At 66.3% G+C, this 18,154-nt stretch carries 15 protein-coding genes; 6 read left to right on the top strand and 9 right to left on the bottom strand.

The features are described from left to right. Positions 1-190 precede the first annotated feature (190 nt). Positions 191-403 carry a sigma factor-like helix-turn-helix DNA-binding protein gene (locus VI26_RS15405; RefSeq protein ID WP_048410637.1) on the top strand — a complete coding sequence of 71 codons (213 nt, stop codon included), beginning with the start codon at positions 191-193 and terminating at the stop codon, positions 401-403. Between the two features lie 152 nt (positions 404-555). Beyond that, complete coding sequence (locus VI26_RS15400) at positions 556-1,914, top strand: aspartate aminotransferase family protein (RefSeq protein ID WP_048410636.1); 1,359 nt, start codon at positions 556-558, stop codon at positions 1,912-1,914. 7 nt (positions 1,915-1,921) lie between these two features. Here the strand turns inward: VI26_RS15400 and VI26_RS15395 are convergent, their stop codons facing one another. Next, the gene (locus VI26_RS15395; RefSeq protein WP_053074450.1) at positions 1,922-4,081 is read right to left on the bottom strand and encodes an HDOD domain-containing protein; all 2,160 of its coding nucleotides are present in this window, start codon (positions 4,079-4,081) and stop codon (positions 1,922-1,924) included. Positions 4,082-4,289: 208 nt separating this feature from the next. Here VI26_RS15395 and cysD point away from each other — a divergent pair, with 208 nt between their 5' ends. From cysD to VI26_RS15380, 3 genes are all read left to right on the top strand, one after another. Next, complete coding sequence (gene cysD / locus VI26_RS15390; protein ID WP_048410635.1) at positions 4,290-5,216, top strand: sulfate adenylyltransferase subunit CysD; 927 nt, start codon at positions 4,290-4,292, stop codon at positions 5,214-5,216. Beyond that, positions 5,216-6,652 (top strand): sulfate adenylyltransferase subunit CysN, encoded by a 1,437-nt coding sequence (gene cysN, locus VI26_RS15385; protein WP_048410634.1) that lies wholly within the window; start codon positions 5,216-5,218, stop codon positions 6,650-6,652. The genes cysD and cysN overlap by 1 nt, the downstream gene beginning before the upstream one ends. Before the next feature lie 450 nt (positions 6,653-7,102). Further along, complete coding sequence (locus tag VI26_RS15380) at positions 7,103-8,107, top strand: BMP family protein (RefSeq protein ID WP_048410633.1); 1,005 nt, start codon at positions 7,103-7,105, stop codon at positions 8,105-8,107. A gap of 89 nt (positions 8,108-8,196) precedes the next feature. Here the strand turns inward: VI26_RS15380 and VI26_RS15375 are convergent, their stop codons facing one another. Genes VI26_RS15375 through dhbC form a run of 4 tightly spaced genes read right to left on the bottom strand, consistent with a single transcriptional unit; the run spans position 8,197 to position 12,693 of the window. Further along, positions 8,197-8,991, bottom strand: coding sequence for a 2,3-dihydro-2,3-dihydroxybenzoate dehydrogenase (locus VI26_RS15375; protein WP_048410632.1), 795 nt, complete (start codon positions 8,989-8,991; stop codon positions 8,197-8,199). After that, positions 8,988-9,869 carry an isochorismatase family protein gene (locus tag VI26_RS15370; protein WP_048410631.1) on the bottom strand — a complete coding sequence of 294 codons (882 nt, stop codon included), beginning with the start codon at positions 9,867-9,869 and terminating at the stop codon, positions 8,988-8,990. The genes VI26_RS15375 and VI26_RS15370 overlap by 4 nt, the downstream gene beginning before the upstream one ends. Continuing rightward, positions 9,866-11,512 (bottom strand): (2,3-dihydroxybenzoyl)adenylate synthase, encoded by a 1,647-nt coding sequence (locus VI26_RS15365; RefSeq protein WP_048410630.1) that lies wholly within the window; start codon positions 11,510-11,512, stop codon positions 9,866-9,868. The genes VI26_RS15370 and VI26_RS15365 overlap by 4 nt, the downstream gene beginning before the upstream one ends. Beyond that, a complete protein-coding gene (dhbC, locus tag VI26_RS15360; protein WP_048410629.1) occupies positions 11,509-12,693 on the bottom strand; it encodes an isochorismate synthase DhbC in 1,185 nt (394 codons plus the stop codon). The genes VI26_RS15365 and dhbC overlap by 4 nt, the downstream gene beginning before the upstream one ends. Positions 12,694-13,115: 422 nt before the next feature. Here dhbC and VI26_RS15355 point away from each other — a divergent pair, with 422 nt between their 5' ends. Continuing rightward, the gene (locus tag VI26_RS15355; protein ID WP_197081490.1) at positions 13,116-13,934 is read left to right on the top strand and encodes a hypothetical protein; all 819 of its coding nucleotides are present in this window, start codon (positions 13,116-13,118) and stop codon (positions 13,932-13,934) included. A 12-nt stretch (positions 13,935-13,946) separates the two neighbouring features. Here the strand turns inward: VI26_RS15355 and VI26_RS15350 are convergent, their stop codons facing one another. The 4 genes from VI26_RS15350 to VI26_RS15335 form a co-directional block, all read right to left on the bottom strand. Then, entirely contained in the window at positions 13,947-14,852 is a 906-nt protein-coding gene (locus VI26_RS15350) for a GGDEF domain-containing protein (protein ID WP_082151099.1), read from the bottom strand. Positions 14,853-14,960: 108 nt separating this feature from the next. Beyond that, a complete protein-coding gene (gntU, locus tag VI26_RS15345) occupies positions 14,961-16,298 on the bottom strand; it encodes a gluconate transporter (RefSeq protein WP_048410627.1) in 1,338 nt (445 codons plus the stop codon). 1 nt (position 16,299) lies between these two features. Further along, positions 16,300-16,827 (bottom strand): gluconokinase, encoded by a 528-nt coding sequence (gene gntK / locus VI26_RS15340; RefSeq protein WP_048410626.1) that lies wholly within the window; start codon positions 16,825-16,827, stop codon positions 16,300-16,302. Positions 16,828-17,028: 201 nt separating this feature from the next. Further along, positions 17,029-18,030: a substrate-binding domain-containing protein gene (locus VI26_RS15335; protein WP_048410625.1), complete on the bottom strand. Its 1,002-nt coding sequence runs from the start codon at positions 18,028-18,030 to the stop codon at positions 17,029-17,031. Between the last annotated feature and the right edge of the window lie 124 nt (positions 18,031-18,154).

Here is an 18,154-nt window from a genome sequence, read left to right as displayed (position 1 = left end):
GAGTGTGCGAAAAAGCCGCAATCGGCGGGTGGAGCGGCGACGTTTTCGCCCGTCCTTGCCTGCATTTTTTTTGCAAGCCTCTATACTGAAAAGGCCGCGCCGGTTAAGGACGCGGAGAGTCGTTATCGAAAAGCCGCCCACTGCATAGACAGTCGTGATGCCAAGGCGAAGGCCTGAGGAGAACAGCGCTATGAAGCTTGACGATTTCAACCAGGTGGCCGATCTGATCGGCCTGAAAAAACGTTCGCGCGAAGCGGTATGGCTGATGGAAGTGGAGGGCATGACCGGCTATTTCGCCGCGCAGCAGATGGATATCAGCGAATCCACGGTGTCGCGCGCGCACAGCCGCTTCCGCCGCGCGCTGCAAAAAATCAACGCGCTGGCAGCTCATCTGCCCTTGTAAGGCCGCCATCGCGGCAGCGACGAAGCCCGGTCCTTGGCCGGGCTTCGTCGCATTCGAGCCATCCCTTGTGCCGGGGCGCATCGGCGACGCTGCCGCTAGCGACGACATCTGGATATACTGACGCGCAGTCTTCCTTTCCTAAGGAGCGCTTCATGGCTTTGCGTCACGGCATCGATTTCGGCAAGGCACAAGCCTTGCACCAACAGGAACTGGCCTTGTTTTCCGAGCGGCGACCGCGTTCGCGGCAGCTGTCCGCCGCTGGCGGCGAGCATTTGCTGTTTGGCGCGCCGCTGCACTGGATGGCGGACTGGTCCACCCCGTTCAATCTCTACGTGGAAGAAGCCCGGGGCGCGCGGCTGCGCGACGTGGACGGCCATGAATACCTGGACTTTTGCCTGGGCGACACCGGCGCGATGTTCGGCCATTCGCCGGCGCCGGTGGCGCGCGCGATAGCCGAGCAGGCGACGCGCGGCCTGACCGCCATGCTGCCGTCGCCGGACGCGGTGTGGGTGGCCGAGGAACTGGCGCGGCGCTTCGGCCTGTCGCACTGGCAGTTCGCCATCAGCGCCAGCGACGCCAATCGCTTCGCGCTGCGCTGGCTGCGCGCCGCCAGCGGCCGCGGCCAGATCGTCGTGTTCAACGGCTGTTACCACGGCACGGTGGACGATGTGTTTGTCGATCTGATCGATGGCCAGCCGCGGCGCCGCGCCAGCCTGCTGGGCCAGGTGCATGATCTGGCCGCGCATACCCGGGTGGTGGAGTTCAACGATCTGGAGGCGCTGGAACTCGCCTTGCGCGACGAGCAGGTGGCTTGCGTGCTGGCCGAGCCGGTGATGACCAATATCGGCATGGTGATGCCTGAGCCCGGTTTCTGGCGCGCGGCGCAGGATTTGATCCGTCGCTACGGCAGCTATCTGCTGCTGGATGAAACCCACACCATCAGCAGCGGCCCAGGCGGCTATGGCGCGGCTTACGGCTTGAAGCCGGACGCGCTGGTGCTGGGCAAGCCGCTGGGCGGCGGCCTGCCGTGCGCGGTGTACGGCTTCAGCGCCGAACTGGCGGAGCGGGCGCAGCGCGCCAAGCGTGCGGCCGCGCCCGGGCATTCCGGCATCGGCACCACCTTGAGCGGCAATATGCTGGCGTCGGCGGCGATGCGCGCCAACCTGGCCGAGGTGATGAGCGATGCCGCGTATCAGCGGATGTTCGCGCTGGCCCAGCATCTGGCGGACGGCTTGCTGGACTGGATAGGGCGCTGGCGGCTGCCGTGGTGCGTGAGCCGCGTCGGCGCGCGCTGCGAGTTCCAGTTTTCCCCGCGCCCGCCGCGCAACGGCGGCGAGGCCGGCGCGATGCAGGATGAGGAGTTGGAGCGCATCATCCACCTGTATCTGCTTAACCGCGGCTTCCTGATCACCCCCTTCCACAATATGTTGCTGCTATGTCCAGAGACCGAGTTCGCCGATGTCGATCGCCTGTTGGCGGCGCTGGACGGCTTCGCCGGCGAGGTCGTTTAGCGCCGGCTCACGATCTCGCGGGCTGCTGGCGTATGGCCAGCAAGGCCTGATTGCGCAAGGTCTTCAGCAAGCTGAGCTGTTCTGGCGCGATCGCCAGCGAGCCCGCCAGGCGGCGGTCGCCGTAGAGTATGCCCAGTTTGCGCTTGTCCAAGGACAGCGGCAGCAGCACAAAGGTATGGGCGACGCTCATCTGGCGATACCAGGCCGGGATGTGCTGGGCGATGGCCGGCGCGTCGATATCGTCTATCAGCATGTCGGCGTTGCGTTCCAGCGCCTTGCGGAACAGACTGTCGCCGCTGTCGATGTCGGCGCGTAGCGCCGGCAGCAGCAACTCCACTTTTTCGCCGAAACCGAAGCGCGCCTGCAGCGGCAGATCGGCCCCGCTGCGCGCGCAGATCAGCGCGTGGTCGAAGCCCAGGCCGCGGTACATGGTTTCCAGAATGATGCGCAGCAAGTCGTTGAGCTTGTAATCGCCCAATAGGGTGTTGGTGATGTCCTGCACGCCGGCGGACAGCACGGCGATCCGGCCGGCGGAGCCCGCGGTGGCTTGCAGCCGGGTGGGGTCCGGCGCTGGCGGTGGCGGCGCGGCGGGGCTGGGCGGTGGCGCGCTCTTGTTCAGCCTGGCCAGGCGCAAGGCCTGTGAGCGCGGTCCTTGGCCGGCTTCTGGCCCCAGTTCCGTCAGGTAGGCGGCGAGCAGGGTTTGCGCCTGTGCCAGTTCCCGCTCCAACGGCGCCCACTCCAGCGCCAGCGCCCGGCTGTAGCGTTGCAGCAGCTTGCGGCTGGCGTCGGCCTGGTCGATGCCGCTCTGGGTCAGCTGGCAGACCAGTTCGCGGCACAGCGAGCTTAGTGCCTTCATCCGCATCTCGCCGGTTTGCGGCTGGCGCACCGCGCCGGCCGGCATCGGCTCCATGCCGGTCAGAATCCGTTCCGGGAAGCGCCACAGCGCGGCGGTGGCGGCGCCGAGGTCGGCGTAGTAAGTGCCCAGCGTCTGGTGCGCGGCCTGGTCGACGCCGGCGCCGGCGGCGATCAGCGCCTGGATCTGCCGGTATTCGTCGCGGAAATAGTTGACGCACAATAGTTCGCCCAGGTTTTGCAGCATGCCGCAGATCAAGGCTTCTTCCGCCTCGCGCACGCCGCAGGCCGGCGCCAGCGAGCGCGCCAGCAGGCCGGTGAGCAGGGTCTTGATCGCCACGTCGCGGATCTCGTCGGCGTGGGCGCGGTTGTGCAGGTGCTCGAACAGCAGCAGGCTGAGCGCCAGATTGCGTATGGTGTCGAAGCCGAGGATCACGATGGCGCGCGAGATGGTGCTGACCGCGCCGCCGTATTGGCTGAAATTGGCGGAATTCACCACCTTCAGCAGCTTATTGGTCAGCGACACATCCTTGAGAATGGCGCTGGACAGCGCTTGCAGCCGTTCGCTGTCGGCGTTGTTGCTCTTGTTGATGGCGGCTATGGCCTGGGACAGCGCCGGGAAGTCCGGCGCGTGGCGCATGCGTTGCAGCAGGTGGTCCAGCGCGGCGCGGCCGCCTTCCTGGCGGTTGAAGCGCTGATGCCGGGCCAGCCAGTCTTGCAGGCCGGCCAGCGCGCGGCGGCAGGCGCCGGCGTCGGCCGCCGGATCGCGCAGCGCGTCCAGCCATTGTTCCAATTCCGGTTCGCCGTCGCGGTTGCTTGCGCCGGCGCTGATCAGCCAGCGCAGCAGTTGTTCGGCCTGCGACAGTTCTTGGCGCAGCCGCTCCGGGCTCAGCGCCTGGCAGGCGTGTTCTCCCAGCAGCGCGACGCGTTGGTGGATGTCGGCCAACACGGTTTCGGGATAGAGCCGGCCCAGGCATTTGCCGCTGGCGTGCAGATGAACCAGCGCTTCGAGAATGTCGCAGGCCAGGCCTATCCGCTCGGCCAGTGGCAGCGCGGGCAGCGCCTTCAGACGCAAGGGCTGCAGCGTATCCTGCCGGTAGACGGCATAGTGTTTGCCGTCCAGGCGGGCCTGGCCTTGCCAGGCTTGCAGCAGGGGGTGGCGGAAGGCCGGCCGCGGCGGCGTGTCCGGCAGCTCGGACGCGGACTCCACCAGCGCCAGCGCCGCGCCGTCGCGGCTGGCCAGCAGCACCGACAGGCCGTCCGGGCAGCGCAGCGTGGCGACGATTTGGTATTCCGGCTCTGCGGCGGGGCTCATCGCTGTCTCCGTGCGGCTTGCGTATTTGTACTAATGTAGACAGTTATTGCGGCATGGGCCGAAGATTCCGCGGTGTTCGCTTTGGCGTTCTTATTGCCCTTTGGACTAATTGTTGATTTGCTAAGAGCATATTGATATAACCCATCGGTTTTGATGCGCCGATGGGCTTTCGGTAGATTTGAGCGCATCTACAGGATGGGCAGGAAGCATGGACATCGGTCAAGAGAGGCTGACTCACCTCAAGCAATTGGAAGCGGAGTCTATCCACATCATTCGCGAAGTGGCCGCGGAATTCGAAAACCCGGTGATGCTGTATTCGATAGGCAAGGATTCGGCGGTGATGCTGCACCTGGCCAAGAAGGCGTTCGCGCCGGGCAAGCCGCCGTTTCCCTTGATGCATGTGGACACCACCTGGAAGTTCAAGGAAATGATCGCGCTGCGCGACAAGCAGGCGCGCGAATACGGCTGGGACCTGATCGTTCACGTCAACCAGGAGGGCGTGGACGCCGGCATCAACCCGTTCACCGCCGGCAGCGCCAAGCACACCGACGTGATGAAGACCGAGGGTCTGAAGCAGGCCTTGAACAAATATGGTTTCGACGCCGCCTTTGGCGGCGCGCGCCGCGACGAGGAAAAAAGCCGCGCCAAGGAGCGGGTGTATTCCTTCCGCGACCGCAACCACCGCTGGGACCCGAAGAACCAGCGGCCCGAGCTCTGGAACATCTACAACAGCAAGATAGACAAGGGCGAGAGCATACGGGTGTTCCCGCTGTCCAATTGGACCGAGCTGGACATCTGGCAATACATCTTCCTGGAAAACATCGAGATCGTGCCGCTGTACTTCGCCGCCGAACGGCCGGTGATAGCGCGCGACGGCACGCTGATCATGATAGACGACGAGCGGATACTGGATTATCTGAGCCCGGCGGAGAAGGCGAGCATTGAAACCCGTCGCGTCCGCTTCCGCACCCTGGGCTGTTATCCGCTGACCGGCGCGGTGGAGTCACAGGCAGCCACGCTGCCGGACATCATCCAGGAGATGCTGCTGACCCGCACCTCCGAGCGCCAGGGCCGGGTGATAGATCACGACAGCGCCGGTTCGATGGAAAAGAAAAAGATGGAAGGATATTTCTGATGACCCACCAATCCGATCTGATCGCCGGCGACATCCTGGAATACCTGCGCCAGCACGAAAACAAGGATCTGTTGCGCTTCATCACCTGTGGCAATGTCGACGATGGCAAGTCCACCTTGATCGGCCGGCTGCTGCACGATTCCAAGCTGATCTTCGAGGATCAACTGGCGGCGATAGAGCGCGACTCCAAGAAGTACAACACCACCGATCAGGAGATAGACCTGGCCTTGCTGGTGGACGGTTTGCAGGCGGAGCGCGAGCAGGGCATCACCATCGATGTCGCCTACCGCTATTTCAGCACCGACAAGCGCAAGTTCATCATCGCCGATTGCCCGGGCCATGAGCAGTACACCCGCAATATGGCCACCGGCGCGTCCACCAGCAATCTGGCCATCATCCTGATCGATGCGCGGCGCGGGGTGCAGACCCAGACCCGCCGCCACAGCTTCATCGTCAGCCTGCTGGGCATCCGCCACGTGATCGTGGCGGTGAACAAGATGGACCTGGTGGATTACGACCCGGCGGTGTTCGAGCGCATCCGCGACGAGTACCTGGCCTTCGCCGAGGGCCTGGCGATTCCGGACATCCGCTTCGTGCCGATCTCCGCGCTGCGCGGCGACAATGTGGTCAGCCGCGGCGAGGGCGCGCCCTGGTATCAGGGGCCGACGCTGATGCAGCTGCTGGAAACGGTGGAAGTGCGCAGCGACGCGGCGCTGGAAGGCTTCCGTCTGCCGGTGCAGTACGTGAACCGGCCCAATCTGGACTTCCGCGGCTTCTGCGGCACCATCGCCGCCGGCGAGATCCGCCCCGGCGACGAGGTGCTGGCGCTGCCGTCCGGCCGCCACAGCAAGGTGAAGGCCGTGGTGGCTTACGAGGGCGAACTGGCCGCGGCCGGCGCCGGCGAGGCGATCACGCTGACGCTGGAGGACGAGATCGATGTGTCGCGCGGCGATATGCTGGTGCGCGCCGACCAGCCGCCGCCGGCGGTGGCGTCCAGCCTGGACGCGCACCTGGTGTGGATGCAGGACGCGCCCTTGCGCGCCGGCAAGGAATACGGCTTCAAGCTGGCCGGCAAATTCGTCACCGGCCGGGTGGAGGCCATCCTGCACCAGGTGGATGTCAACACGCTGGAGCAGAAGCCGGCGGAAGCGCTGCACCTGAACGAGATCGCGCTGTGCCGCATCAGCCTGAACGCGCCGGCGGTGATAGACGCTTACGCCGCCTGTCGCGGCACCGGCAGCTTCATCGTGATAGACCGGCTGAGCAATGCCACCGCCGGCGCCGGCATGATCACGGCGGCCAGGACGGAGCAGGCGGCCGCGCCGCAGGACGAATTGCAGCGCTTGCGCGCCTTCGAACTGGAGTTGAACGCGTTGGTGCGCAAATACTTCCCGCACTGGGAGGCCAAGGACATCGGCCAGCTGTTCCCGCGCTGAGCGGGGGTTGAGCGTTGCCGATGGCTCGTGGTCCTGATTTTCAGAGCCTGTTCAAAGTCTGGCGAGCCAGAGCGGGACAAGGTGCCGCGGCTGAGAGAGCGGAATGTACATAAGGTACATGAGCATTTCGAAGCGGTACTCACCGTGTCACGTTTCACGACGCGCAGCAGATCGTAAACAGGTTCTTACGGCGGGCTGTCTGTTTTTCGACCTGTTGTTGCAGGATTCGGCCACGCCGGTTTACAGCCGGCGGCGGGCTGCCTACAATCCGGCAGCTTCAATTGGCGCGTTGTATCCGCTGCGGTTCGCAGCGGCGTGGTTCTGTTTCGTCCCGTCTGCCTCGGCAGCCGCGGTCCACTCGGTTTCCCCCTCCGTCTTTCGCTTGAAGCGCCGGCAACGCCGTCCGCGGCGCTGTCGCATCGCCTGTAATCCACATAGAAAAGATAAAACATGACGTTTGCGCTGAAACACATCGCAGGCGCAACCGCTGCCATCTTGCTGGCAGGCCCGGTTGCAGCCAAGGATTTCACTGTCGCCGTGATCTACGATCAGGCCGGCAAGTTCGACAAGAGCTTCAATGAAGCGGCATTCAACGGCGCCGAACGTTTCAAGAAAGAATTCCACATCAACTACCGCGAAGGCCAGGTCAGCAACGACGCTCAGAAAGAGCAGATGCTGCGCAATATGGCGCGCAAGGGCGCCGACCTGGTGGTGGCGGTGGGCTTCGCCTACACCCAGTCCATCGAGACCGTGGCCAAGGAATTCCCCAAGGTGAAGTTCACCCTGGTGGATTCGGTGGCCAAGGGTCCGAATGTGCAGAGCATCGCCTTCAAGGAACAGGAAGGCTCCTTCCTGGTGGGCATGGCCGCCGCGCTCAAGTCCAAGAGCGGCAAGGTGGGCTATCTGGGTGGCATGGACGTGCCGCTGATCCGCGCCTTCGGCTGCGGTTACGCCCAGGGCGCCAAGTACGCCAATCCCAAGGCGGTGGTGATGCAGAACATGATAGGCACCACCCACGCCGCCTTCAACGACCCGGCGCGCGGCGGCGAATTGGCCAAGAGCCAGTTCGATCGCGGCGTGGACGTGGTGTTCGCCGCGGCGGCGCTGTCGAATATGGGCGTGATCCAGTCGGCCAAGGGCGCCAAGAAGTTCTACATCGGCGTGGACAGCAATCAGAACTATCTGCAGCCGGGCGTGGTGCTGACCTCCATGGTCAAGCGCGTGGACAACGCGGTGTACGAAACCATGCGCGACGCCAAGAACGGCGCGTGGAAGCCGGACGTCAAGCTGATGGGCCTGAAGGAAAACGGCGTGGATTGGGCGCTGGACCAGCACAACCGTTCGCTGATCACGCCTGAGATGGAGAAGAAGATCCTGCAGGCGCGCAAGGACATCGTCAGCGGCAAGATCAAGGTGGTGGATTACCGCGCCGCCAATCGCTGCCCGGTGAACTGATCCGCCGACGCCGCGCTTGATGCCGTGACGTGACAACGGGCAAGACCAATAGTCTTGCCCGTTTTTGTTTGCGGATCGTGAATCGGTGCTCAGATCCCCAGCGTCGCGCCGCCGTCCACGTACAGATTATGCAGCGTGATGTGACGCGCCTGATCCGACAGCAGGAACAGCGCTGCATTGGCCACATCCTGCGGCGCGGCGATGCGTTGCAGCGGGATGCCGGTGCGGTACTGCTCCAGCGAGCCTTGCAGGATGGCCGGCGGGATGGCGTCGTCGCTCCACAGCTGGCGCTGCATCGCGGTGTCGGTGGAGCCGGGCGACACGATGTTGCAACGCACGCCGAATTCGGCCAGCTCCAGGCCCAGGCACTTGCTGAACTGGGTGGTGGCGGCCTTGGACGCGGCGTAGGCCGCCATCTGGGTGCGCGGCACTTCGGCGGCGTTGGAGCCGACGGTGACGATGCCGCCCTGGCGGCGCGCCTGCATGCGCCGCGCCACCGCGCGGCTGAGGAAGAACACGCCGTGGGTGTTGACGGCGAAACTCTGCAGCCAGTCCTCGTTGCTGAGCTGTTCCACCGTGCCCAGGCGCAGCACGCCGGCGACATTGGCCAGCATGTCGATGGCGCCGATCTCGTCTTCGATGCGCGCCACCGCTTGCTCCACCGCCGCACCGTCGCGGATGTCCAGCGGCAGCGGGATGATGCGGCCGTCGGCGTGTGCCGGCGTGTGCAGCGCCAGCTGCTGCAGGCCGTCGGCGCGCAGGTCCAGCGCCGCCACGCGGCAGCCCTGGTCCGCCAGCGAGCGCGCCAGCGCCGCGCCTATGCCCTGGGCCGCGCCGCTGACCACGGCTAGCCGGCCGTGGAATTCCGGGTAGCTGGCGCTCATGCCGCGGCTCCGTCCAGCTGGCGCGCCAGCAGCGCCTGCCAGGCGTTGACGGTGGGTTGTTGCGCCAGTTCGATGAAGTCGATTTCCGCGCCCAGCGCGCGCCATTGTTCCAGCAAGCTCATCAGGCGGATGGAGTCCAGGCCCCAGTCCAGCAGATTGTCGTCCAGGCCGATGTCGCTGGCCGGCTGCTGCAGCAGTTCGGCGATGGCGGCGCGCAGCGCTTCCGCGCTGGGCGCGGCGCTGGCGGGGGCGGCCAATTGGCCCAGCAGGCGCTGGCTGTCCAGGGTCACGCCGCAGCGCTGGGCCACGTATTCCAGCGCCATCGCGTGGCGATCGGCGGAGAAGTCGGCCAGGCCGTCGGCGACGAAGAAGGGCTGGATGTCGTACATGAAGGCGTCCAGCGCGGTGCTCATGCAGCCGATGTGGGCGTAGATGCCGCAGATGATCAGCTGGTCACGGCCTTGCTGGCGCAGCAGGTTGAGGAAGGGCGAGCGCTGGAAGGCGCTGTAGCGCCACTTGGTCAGCACGGTGTCGTCGGCGGCCGGGCTCAGGCTGGCGACGATGGGGTGGCGTTCCGGACGCGCCGGCAGGCCGGGGCCCCACATATCGTTGAGCAGGCCGCGGTCGCTGTCGGCCTGTTCCGCCGGCTGGGCGGTGTAGAACACCGGGATGTTCAGCTCGCGGCAGCGCGCGCGGATGGCGGCGATATTGCGCAGCGCGGTGGCCACCGGCTCGGCGTCGCGGTCATAGAAATCCAGGAAGTATTCCTGCATGTCGTGGATCAGCAGCGCGGCGCGCTGCGGCGCCACCGTCCAGTTGACGCGGTTGTCCGGCAGTTGTGACGGGATGGCGTAGGGGGCGATGCGGGGAATGCTCATGCTTGTGACCTTTGGGTGGGCTGTGCGGCCAGTTTCTGTTCCAGCATCTGGCGCAGGGTTTTCTTGCTGACCTTGCCGACGCTGGTTTGCGGCAGGGTGTCGACCAGCTCCAGCCGGTCCGGAATCTTGTAGGCGGCCAGACCGCGCTCGCGCAGGAAGGCGGCCACTTGGGGCAGGTGGATCGCTTGCTGCTCGCGCGGGATGATGAAGGCGCAGGAGCGTTCGCCCAGATAGGAGTCGCTCATCGCCACGATGGCGACGTCGCGCACCAGCGGGTGGGCGAGCAGATGGTTTTCCACTTCCTCGGCCGAGATTTTCTCGCCGCCGCGGTTGATCTGGTCCTTGGCGCGGCCTTCCACCGTCAGATAGCCGTCGGCGTTCATGCTCACCAGGTCGCCGGTGCGGTAGAAGCCGTCGGCGGTGAAGGCGCGCTGATTGTGGTCGGCGGCGCGCCAGTAGCCGCGGATGGTGTAAGGGCCGCGCGTCAGCAGATGGCCGACTTCGCCCGGCGCCACCGGCTGGTCCTCGTCGTCGACGATGCGCACTTCGTCGTCGGCGCTGATCGGCCGGCCCTGGGTGTGCAGCACCCGTTCCGGGCCGTCGTCCAGCCGGGTGTAGTTGACCAGGCCTTCGGCCATGCCGAACACCTGCTGCAGCTTGCAGCCGAGCGCGGGTTCGACGCGGGCGGCGAGCTCGGGGCCGAACTTGGCGCCGCCCACTTGCAGCAGGCGCAGGCTGGCCAGCTTGCCCGGCTGCTTGGCGGCGGCGTCCAGCCACAGCGGCACCAGCGGCGGCACCAGCGCGGCGATGGTGACGGCCTCGGCCTCGATCAGGGCAAATGATTCGTCGACGCTGGGGCCGGAGGCCAGCACCACGGTGCCGCCGGCGTGGAACACGCCGAAGCTGCCGGGCGAGCTCATCGGGAAGTTGTGGCCGGCCGGCAGCACGCACAGATAGACGCTGTCGCGGCTCAGGCCGCAGATCTCGGCGCTGGCGGCGAAGCTGTACAGATAGTCGTCATGGGTGCGCGGAATCAGTTTGGGCACGCCGGTGCTGCCGCCGGAGAGCTGGAAGAAGGCCAGGCCGTTGGGGTCCGGCTCCGCCGGCAAGGGCTGGTCCATCAGATAGAGGCTGTTGAGCGGGGTGTGGTCGCCGGCGTCGCCGGCGACGATCACCTGCTGCAGCGAGGGGGCCAGCGGCAGCAGTTCGGCCGCCAGCGTTCGGTAGTCGAAGCCGGCGTGCTGATCGGCGCAGATATAGACCGCGGCATCGGTGTGCTGGCAGAAGTAGGACACTTCGGCGCGGCGGTGCGCCGGCAAAGCGAACACCGGCAGCATGCCGAGGCGGAACAGCGCGAAGGCGACGATAAAGAACTCGGCGCAATTGGGCAGCTGCACCACGGCGCGCTGGCCGGGGCGCAGGCCGCGCGCGTACAGGCCGGCGGCCAGGCGTTCGGCGTAGAGCTTGAGTTCGCGGTAGTTCAGCCGCTGCTTGCCGGCCACCAGCGCCAGCTTTTCCGGCTGCTGCTCGGCCTGGGCCGCCAGCATGGAAAACAGGGTCTGGCCTTGCCAATAGCCGGCCTCGCGGTAGCGGCGGGCGAAGTCTTCAGGCCACGGCGTCCAGTCCAGTCGTTGCTCGCTCATGCCGCCTCCGCCAGGTCGGCCAGGCCCATCGCGCGCAGCATGGTGCGGAATTTGGCCGCGGTTTCGGCCAGCTCGCTTTCCGGCAGCGAGCCGGTGACGATGCCGGCGCCGGCGAACAGGCGCAGCTTACGTTCGGCGATTTCGGCGCAGCGGATGGTGACCGCCCATTCGCCGTCACCGTTGCCGTCGCACCAGCCCACCATGCCGGTGAAGAAGCCGCGGTCGAAGGGTTCGATCTCGCGGATCAGGCTGCGAGCGGGGTCCGCCGGGAAACCGCACACCGCCGGAGTGGGGTGCAGCGCGCGAGCCAGTTCGAAGGAGCCCACCGCCGGGTCGATCAGTTCGCCGCTGATGCGGGTGGACAGATGCCACATGGTGGCGGTGGACACCAGGGACGGACCGGCCGGCACTTGCAGATTGCGGCAGTACGGCGCCAGCGCCTCGACCACGGCGTCGATCACCAGCTTGTGCTCGAACAAGTCCTTGCCGGATTCCAGCAGCGCGTCGGCGCGGCGGCGGTCTTCCACCGGGTCCGGGCTGCGCGCGGCGGAGCCGGCCAAGGGATTGGTGATCACTTGCCGGCCGTAGCGCGCCAGCAGTAGTTCCGGGCTGGCGCCCATCAGCGCGCGGCGCGGCGCGCCATCCGCGCTCAGCTGTACGGCGAAGGTGTAGCCGTGCTGGTTCTGGCTGGCCAGATTGAGCAGCAATTGACGCTGGTCTATGGCCTGCTCGGCGGAAAGCTCTAAGGTGCGCGACAGCACCACTTTATCCAGCGCGCCGCTGCCGATGCGGGCCAGCGCGTCGCTGACGCCCTGGCAGTAGGCGGCCGGCGCCGGCTGCGGCGTCAATTGGCAATCGGCTTGCAAGGGCTGGCGCAGCGCGCTGCGCTGTTCCTGACGCAGCGCGTCGGCGCGGCGCACTTGCCGCGGCACGAACAGCCACGGCTGCTGCTCCGGCATGAAGGGGATGGCGCCGACCACCACGGCCTGGGCCGGGTCCGGCTGGGCGGCCAGCGCGGCGGCGATGGCGGCGCTGGGGTCGGTGTCGGTGATCACTTGCTGGATGCCCTCGGCCAGCAGGGTGTGGCATGGCGAGGCGAAGAAGAAGGCGGAATCGGCCTGGTAGGCGGCCAACAGATTGTGTTCGCCGCGATAGGCGGGGTCGAGTGAGGTTTGGTTCATCGCTATTCCTGGGTCCACTGTGTCGGTGGGAGGGGCTCGGTTTGAGCGTCGAGGCCGAATATAAATGATAATCGTTATCTATTGCAATACGGTGATATTGCATTCAGATGATATTGATTCCACATTTTTGGCCTGAAACGACGCGCCGCCCGCTGGCGACGGGCTGCTTGGCAGTGGCTCAAAGCCGGCAGCGCGTGCGGAGAACCGGCTCAGAATGTTCAGCCGCCGACCTGCTCTGCAGGTGCTGGTTTCGCCTTGGCGCGCGAGGCTGGGGGCGGGCTCATTATGCGGAGCGGTTTGGGTGTTTTCATTAAAATGCAATTGACAATCATTCTCAATAAAAATATCGTAACCGCAAATTGAAGCGCTCGCATGGCGGGTCGGGACGGAGAATGACGATGTATTCGGAAAGCAGCGGCAGTATGGACGATGCACCCAATGGTACGCAGGCGGTGGAGCCGGCTGGTTTGCGGCGTTTGCCCTCGCCGCGGGAATTGATGGCCGACGCGGCGCCGGACCAGGAGGCGCGCGGTGTGGTGGCGCGCGGCCGCCGGCTGGCGCAGACGGCGGTGAGTGGCGCGAGCGGACAGCGTTTGCTGCTGCTGCGCCTGCCTTTGGGCGTTCTGCTGGAGCAGGCGCAGCGGCTGGGCGCCTGGTTGGCGCGGGAAAGCGGCTGGGGCGTGCTGGCGCAAGCCTGGGCCGAGCCGGCGCCGGCCTGGGGTCGGCAGGCCTTGCTGGAGCGGCGGCGCGCCTATCTGCACTGCCTGGCGGCGGGCGTGCCGGTGGCGCATGAATTGGTGCAGCCCAATGCGATGGCTTATCTGGGCGATCTGGTCAGCGCCGCGTGCTTGCCGCCGACGGTGATAGAGAGCCAGATCCATCGTGAGTTGGCCTCGGCGCTGCCGTGCCCGGTGCTGTTGGAGTTGGGCGGCGACAAGCGCCAGATCGGGCGCGATGCGCGCCAGGCGGTGGCCGCCAGCCATCGCTTCCCCATGTTGCTCGGCGACGGGCGGGTGGGCTTGGTGGAAAGCGCGGGCAATCCGGATGGCGCCTTGCTGCTGGCGCCGGGCATGGAGGGGGACGAAGCGCCGCATCTGCTGGTGCTGGACGAGACGGCGGGCGGCGCCGACGCTTGGCATCCGGCCTGCGGCGGCCTGGTGCTGACGGCAAGCAGCGTGGTGGCGGCGCAGCAGCGCTTTGAGCGCTGGCGCGAGGCGGAGCGGCTGGACGCGATCGCCTGAGCCGCCTGCCGCTTAAACCGTGCTGCTCAGGCAATCGCGCCCGCTGCCCTTGGCATGATAGAGGGCTTCGTCCGCCCGCGCGTAGCAGGCGGCGATATCGTCGTCCCGGCGCAGCGTGGTGAGACCGATGGAACAGCTGTAGCCCAGCTCCGGCTTGGCGGCCAGCGGCCGGTCGGCGCGTACCGCGGCCAGCACTCGGCCGCAGCGCGCCTCGGCGTCGGCCAGCATGGTGTGCGGCAGCAGAATCATGAATTCCTCGCCGCCCAGCCGGCCGAAACCGTCACGCTGACGCAGCAGGCCGCGCACGGTGTGGACGAAGCTGCGGATGACCTGATCGCCGGCCGGGTGGCCTTCCTGATCGTTGATGCGCTTGAAGTGGTCCAGGTCCAGGATGGCGAGGCAGGCCGGCGCGTGCTGGCCGCGCTGGCGTTGCAGCAGCAGTTCCAGCAATTGCATCAGATGGGTGCGGTTGCTGATGCCCGTCATCGGGTCGGTCTGGGCGGCGCGCAGCGCGACATCACGCTCCTGGCGCAGCGCGCGCCGGTCGGCGCGCAATTCGGTGATCTCGCTGGCCTGGCACAGCATCCAGCCGTTCGCGCTCATGGTTTCACTCATCCACATCCAGCGGCCATCGCGCAAATCGGCTTCGAAAGCGCGATAGGGCAGCTTGCCGCGGCGTGAACAAGCGGAGCGCAGCCAGGTTTCGATATCGTCGGTTTCAATGCGCGCGCCTTGCCCGCGCAGGTGGTTGCGCCGCATCAGTTCGCTCCAGCTCAGGCTTTCCGTCGGTGTAAGGTCGAAGGCATGGCGGAAGGCCGGGTTGGCGTAGCGCAGTACATCATGCTGGTCGAACAGCGCGACCAGGGTCGCGCTGTCGTGCAATAAGGCAAGCATGGAAGGAAAGATGTCGTCCGTCATGGCGCTGGCCGATTCCGCCGAGTTTCTTGTCAGTATCGTATCCGGCGGCCGCGCTTGCCAAGCTCGGCCGCCGTTTTCAACGCCGCGTCGCCGACGCGTGGAGGCTTCTCACAGCAGGGCGAAGGCCGCGATGCCGACCAGCGCGCCGGTGGTGCCGAGTATGGTTTCCATCAATGACCAGGTTTTCAGTGTCTGAGCCTCGTTGGCGCCGGTGAATTTGCCAAACAGCCAGAAGCCGGAATCGTTGACGTGGCTGAGCACGATGGAGCCGCCGGCGATGCAGATGGATAGCGCCGCCAATTGCGCGCCGGACAGGCCCATGGTCTCGATGGCCGGCAGCACCAGGCCCACCGTGGTCAGGCAGGCGACGGTGGCCGAGCCCTGTATCACCCGCACCGCGGCCGCCAGCGCGAAGCAGGCGCCGGCGATGGGCAGGCCGGCGCCGATCAGCGCGCCGCCCAGCGCCGGCCCCACGCCGGAATCCACCAGCACCTGCTTGAACACGCCGCCGGCGCCGGTCACCAATAGGATGATGCCGGCCGGCTGCAGGGCTGCGTTGCAGATCTGCATGATCTGGTCCTTGCTCATGCCGCGCGGCAGCGCCAGTCCGTAGATCGCGATCAGGCAGGCGGCGAGGATGGCGCTAAAGGGGTGGCCGATGAATTGCAGCCAGTGCTGGGCGGCGGAGCCGGGCGCCGCCAGGTGGCTGCCCAGGGTCTTGCAGGCGACCATGGCCAGCGGAAACAGCACCAGCGCCAGGCTGAAGCCGAAGGAGGGCATGCGCGCCGGGTCCAGCGTCGGGCGGCTGATTTCCTCCGGCAGGGTCAGCGACACGTGGCGGCTGATGAAGCCGCCGAACAGCGGGCCGGCCAGCAGCATGCCGGGAATCGCCGCCGCCAGCCCTATGAGGATCATCCAGCCGAAATCCGCCTGCATTTGCGAAGCCAGCAGCATAGGGGTGGGTCCCGGCAGCAGGAAGGCCGCCGCCGCCGCCACGCCGGCGAACAAGGGCACGGCCAGCTTGACCACATTGTCGCCGGTGCGGCGCGCCACCGCGAACACCACGCCGATCAGCAGCACGATGGCGACGTCGAAGAACAGCGGCAGCGCGCAGATCAGGCCGGCCACGCCCAGCGCGTAATGCGCGCGCCGTTCGCCGAAGCGGTTCAGCAGCCGGTCGGCGATCTGGTCCAGCGCGCCGGTTTCATGCAGGATCTTGCCGAACATCGCGCCCAGCGCCACCACCACGGCGAGAAAGCCCAGCGTGCCGGCCATGCCCTTTTGCATGGTGTCGGCGATTTTCTCCACCGGCATGCCGGAGGCCAGGCCGGCGCCTATCGACACCAGCATCAGCGCGACGAAGGCATGCATGCGCGCCTTCATCACCAGCAACAGCAGTAAGCAGACCGAGCCTAGCGCGGTCAATACCAGCAGCAAGGTCTGCATATCAGTTGTCCTGTCGAGATTGGATCCATTGGACGGCGCTGGCGGCCACCTCGTCCAGCGGCCGGCTGATGTCCAGCGCATGGACATCGCCTTCGTCTGAGCCGGGTTCTTCCAGCGCGGCGAACTGGGACGCCAGCATGTCGGCTTTCTGGAAATGTCCTTGCCGCGTCCGCAGTCTTTGCAGAATCAGTTCGAAATCGCCTTTCAGATACAGAAAGGACAGCTGCGGATTGCCGGCGCGCAGCTGGTCGCGGTACTGCCGCTTCAGCGCGGAGCAGACGATGATGGACAGCGGGTTGCTGCGCTGCATGGCGTAGGCGGCGTCGCTGAGCGCGGCCAGCCAGGGATGGCGGTCGGCGTCATCCAGCGGCACGCCGGCGGCCATCTTGTCGATATTGGCGCGCGGGTGCAGGAAATCGCCGTCCAGCACGGCGCATGGCAGGCAATGCGCCAGCCGCGCGGCCAGCGCGGACTTGCCGCAGCCGGAAACGCCCATCAAAACATAAACACGATGTGGAATGGAACTCATGACGCCGCTCCAGGTTTGTTGCTGTGTTGAGGATTATCTATTTGTTACCGGTAACATCTAGCGTGCTGACAATATGTAGGCTTTCGCTGCGGCGGGCAAGCGTTTTGATGCCCGGCCTTGATCCAGCGCCGGGCTGTCGTTTTAAGTCATTGATGGAGTGGACGGTTTTGGCCGGCGCGGCTGTTGCATTCCGGCCCGCGCCTAGATGCTGCCGCCCTGGCGCAGCGTGTAGCCCAGGTCCACTACCGCATCGGCGTAACGCTGGCCGTGGATGCGGCCGAGCAGGCGCTGCGCGGCCAGCCGGCCTATGGCTTCGCGCGGGGTGACCACGCTGGCGAGCACGGGGTGCAGCGCGTCGCCGATGTCCAGCGCGTTGAAGCCGGCCACCGCCAGCCGTTGCGGCACGGCCAGCTGCATCGCCTGGGCCGCCAGCAGCGCGCCGGCGGCGATGTCGTCATTGGTGCAGAACACGCCATCCAGGTCCGGTGCCTGTTCCAGCGCCTGGCGCAGCATCTCGCCGCCCAACTGGAAGCTGGAATGCTGCTCGGTCTGGATCTCCAGCGGCTCCAGGCCAGCCTGCTCCATCGCCGCGCGATAGCCAGCCGCGCGCAAGCGGGTGCGGCGGTCCAGGCGGGCGGCAAGATAGGCGATGCGTCGCTTGCCGCGCTCTATCATCAGCCGCGTCATGTCCTCCGCCGCGGCCTGGTGGTCCAGGCCCACCGCCAGGTCCACCGGCGTTGCCGGCAATTCCATCACCTCCACCACCGGGATCGCGGCCACTTGCAGCATGCGCAAGGTGCGTTCCGAATGGAGGGTCTCGCACAGGATCAGCCCGTCCACCTGGAAGGACAGCAGTTGCTCCACCTGTCGGGTTTCCTGCTCGATGTCGTAGCAGTAATGCCCGTACAGGGTGTGGTAGTCGGCGTCGCGCGTCACCGCTTCTATGCCGTGGACCAGGCTGGAAAACACCTGGTTGGACATGGATGGCAGCAGCACGCCAATGGCGCGGCTCTTGGCGCGGGCCAGCAGATCGGGCACCCGGTTGGGGATGTAGCCCAATTGCTCCATCGCGTGGGCGATGCGCTGGCCGGTGGCGTCGGAGACTTGATTGGCGTCGCGCAGATAGCGGCTGACCGTCATCTTGGAGGTGCCGACCTTGTCGGCTATGTCCTGCAACGACGGGCGGCGCGGCTTATCGCTCATGGCGCGGGCCGGTGGTTTCCGGGGGCGGGATCAAACGGTTCATGCTGGCATCGGCTCCTGTGGCGGCGTTGCAAGGCAATCCGCGATTGTAGACCGATTTTCGCCGAGACAGCTATGGCCAGAG

This window comes from Chromobacterium sp. LK1 (genome assembly GCF_001043555.1).
GTDB lineage: Bacteria > Pseudomonadota > Gammaproteobacteria > Burkholderiales > Chromobacteriaceae > Chromobacterium > Chromobacterium aquaticum.
Note: the sequence above shows the minus strand (reverse complement) of the source record. Positions and strands in the feature narration are given on the sequence as shown.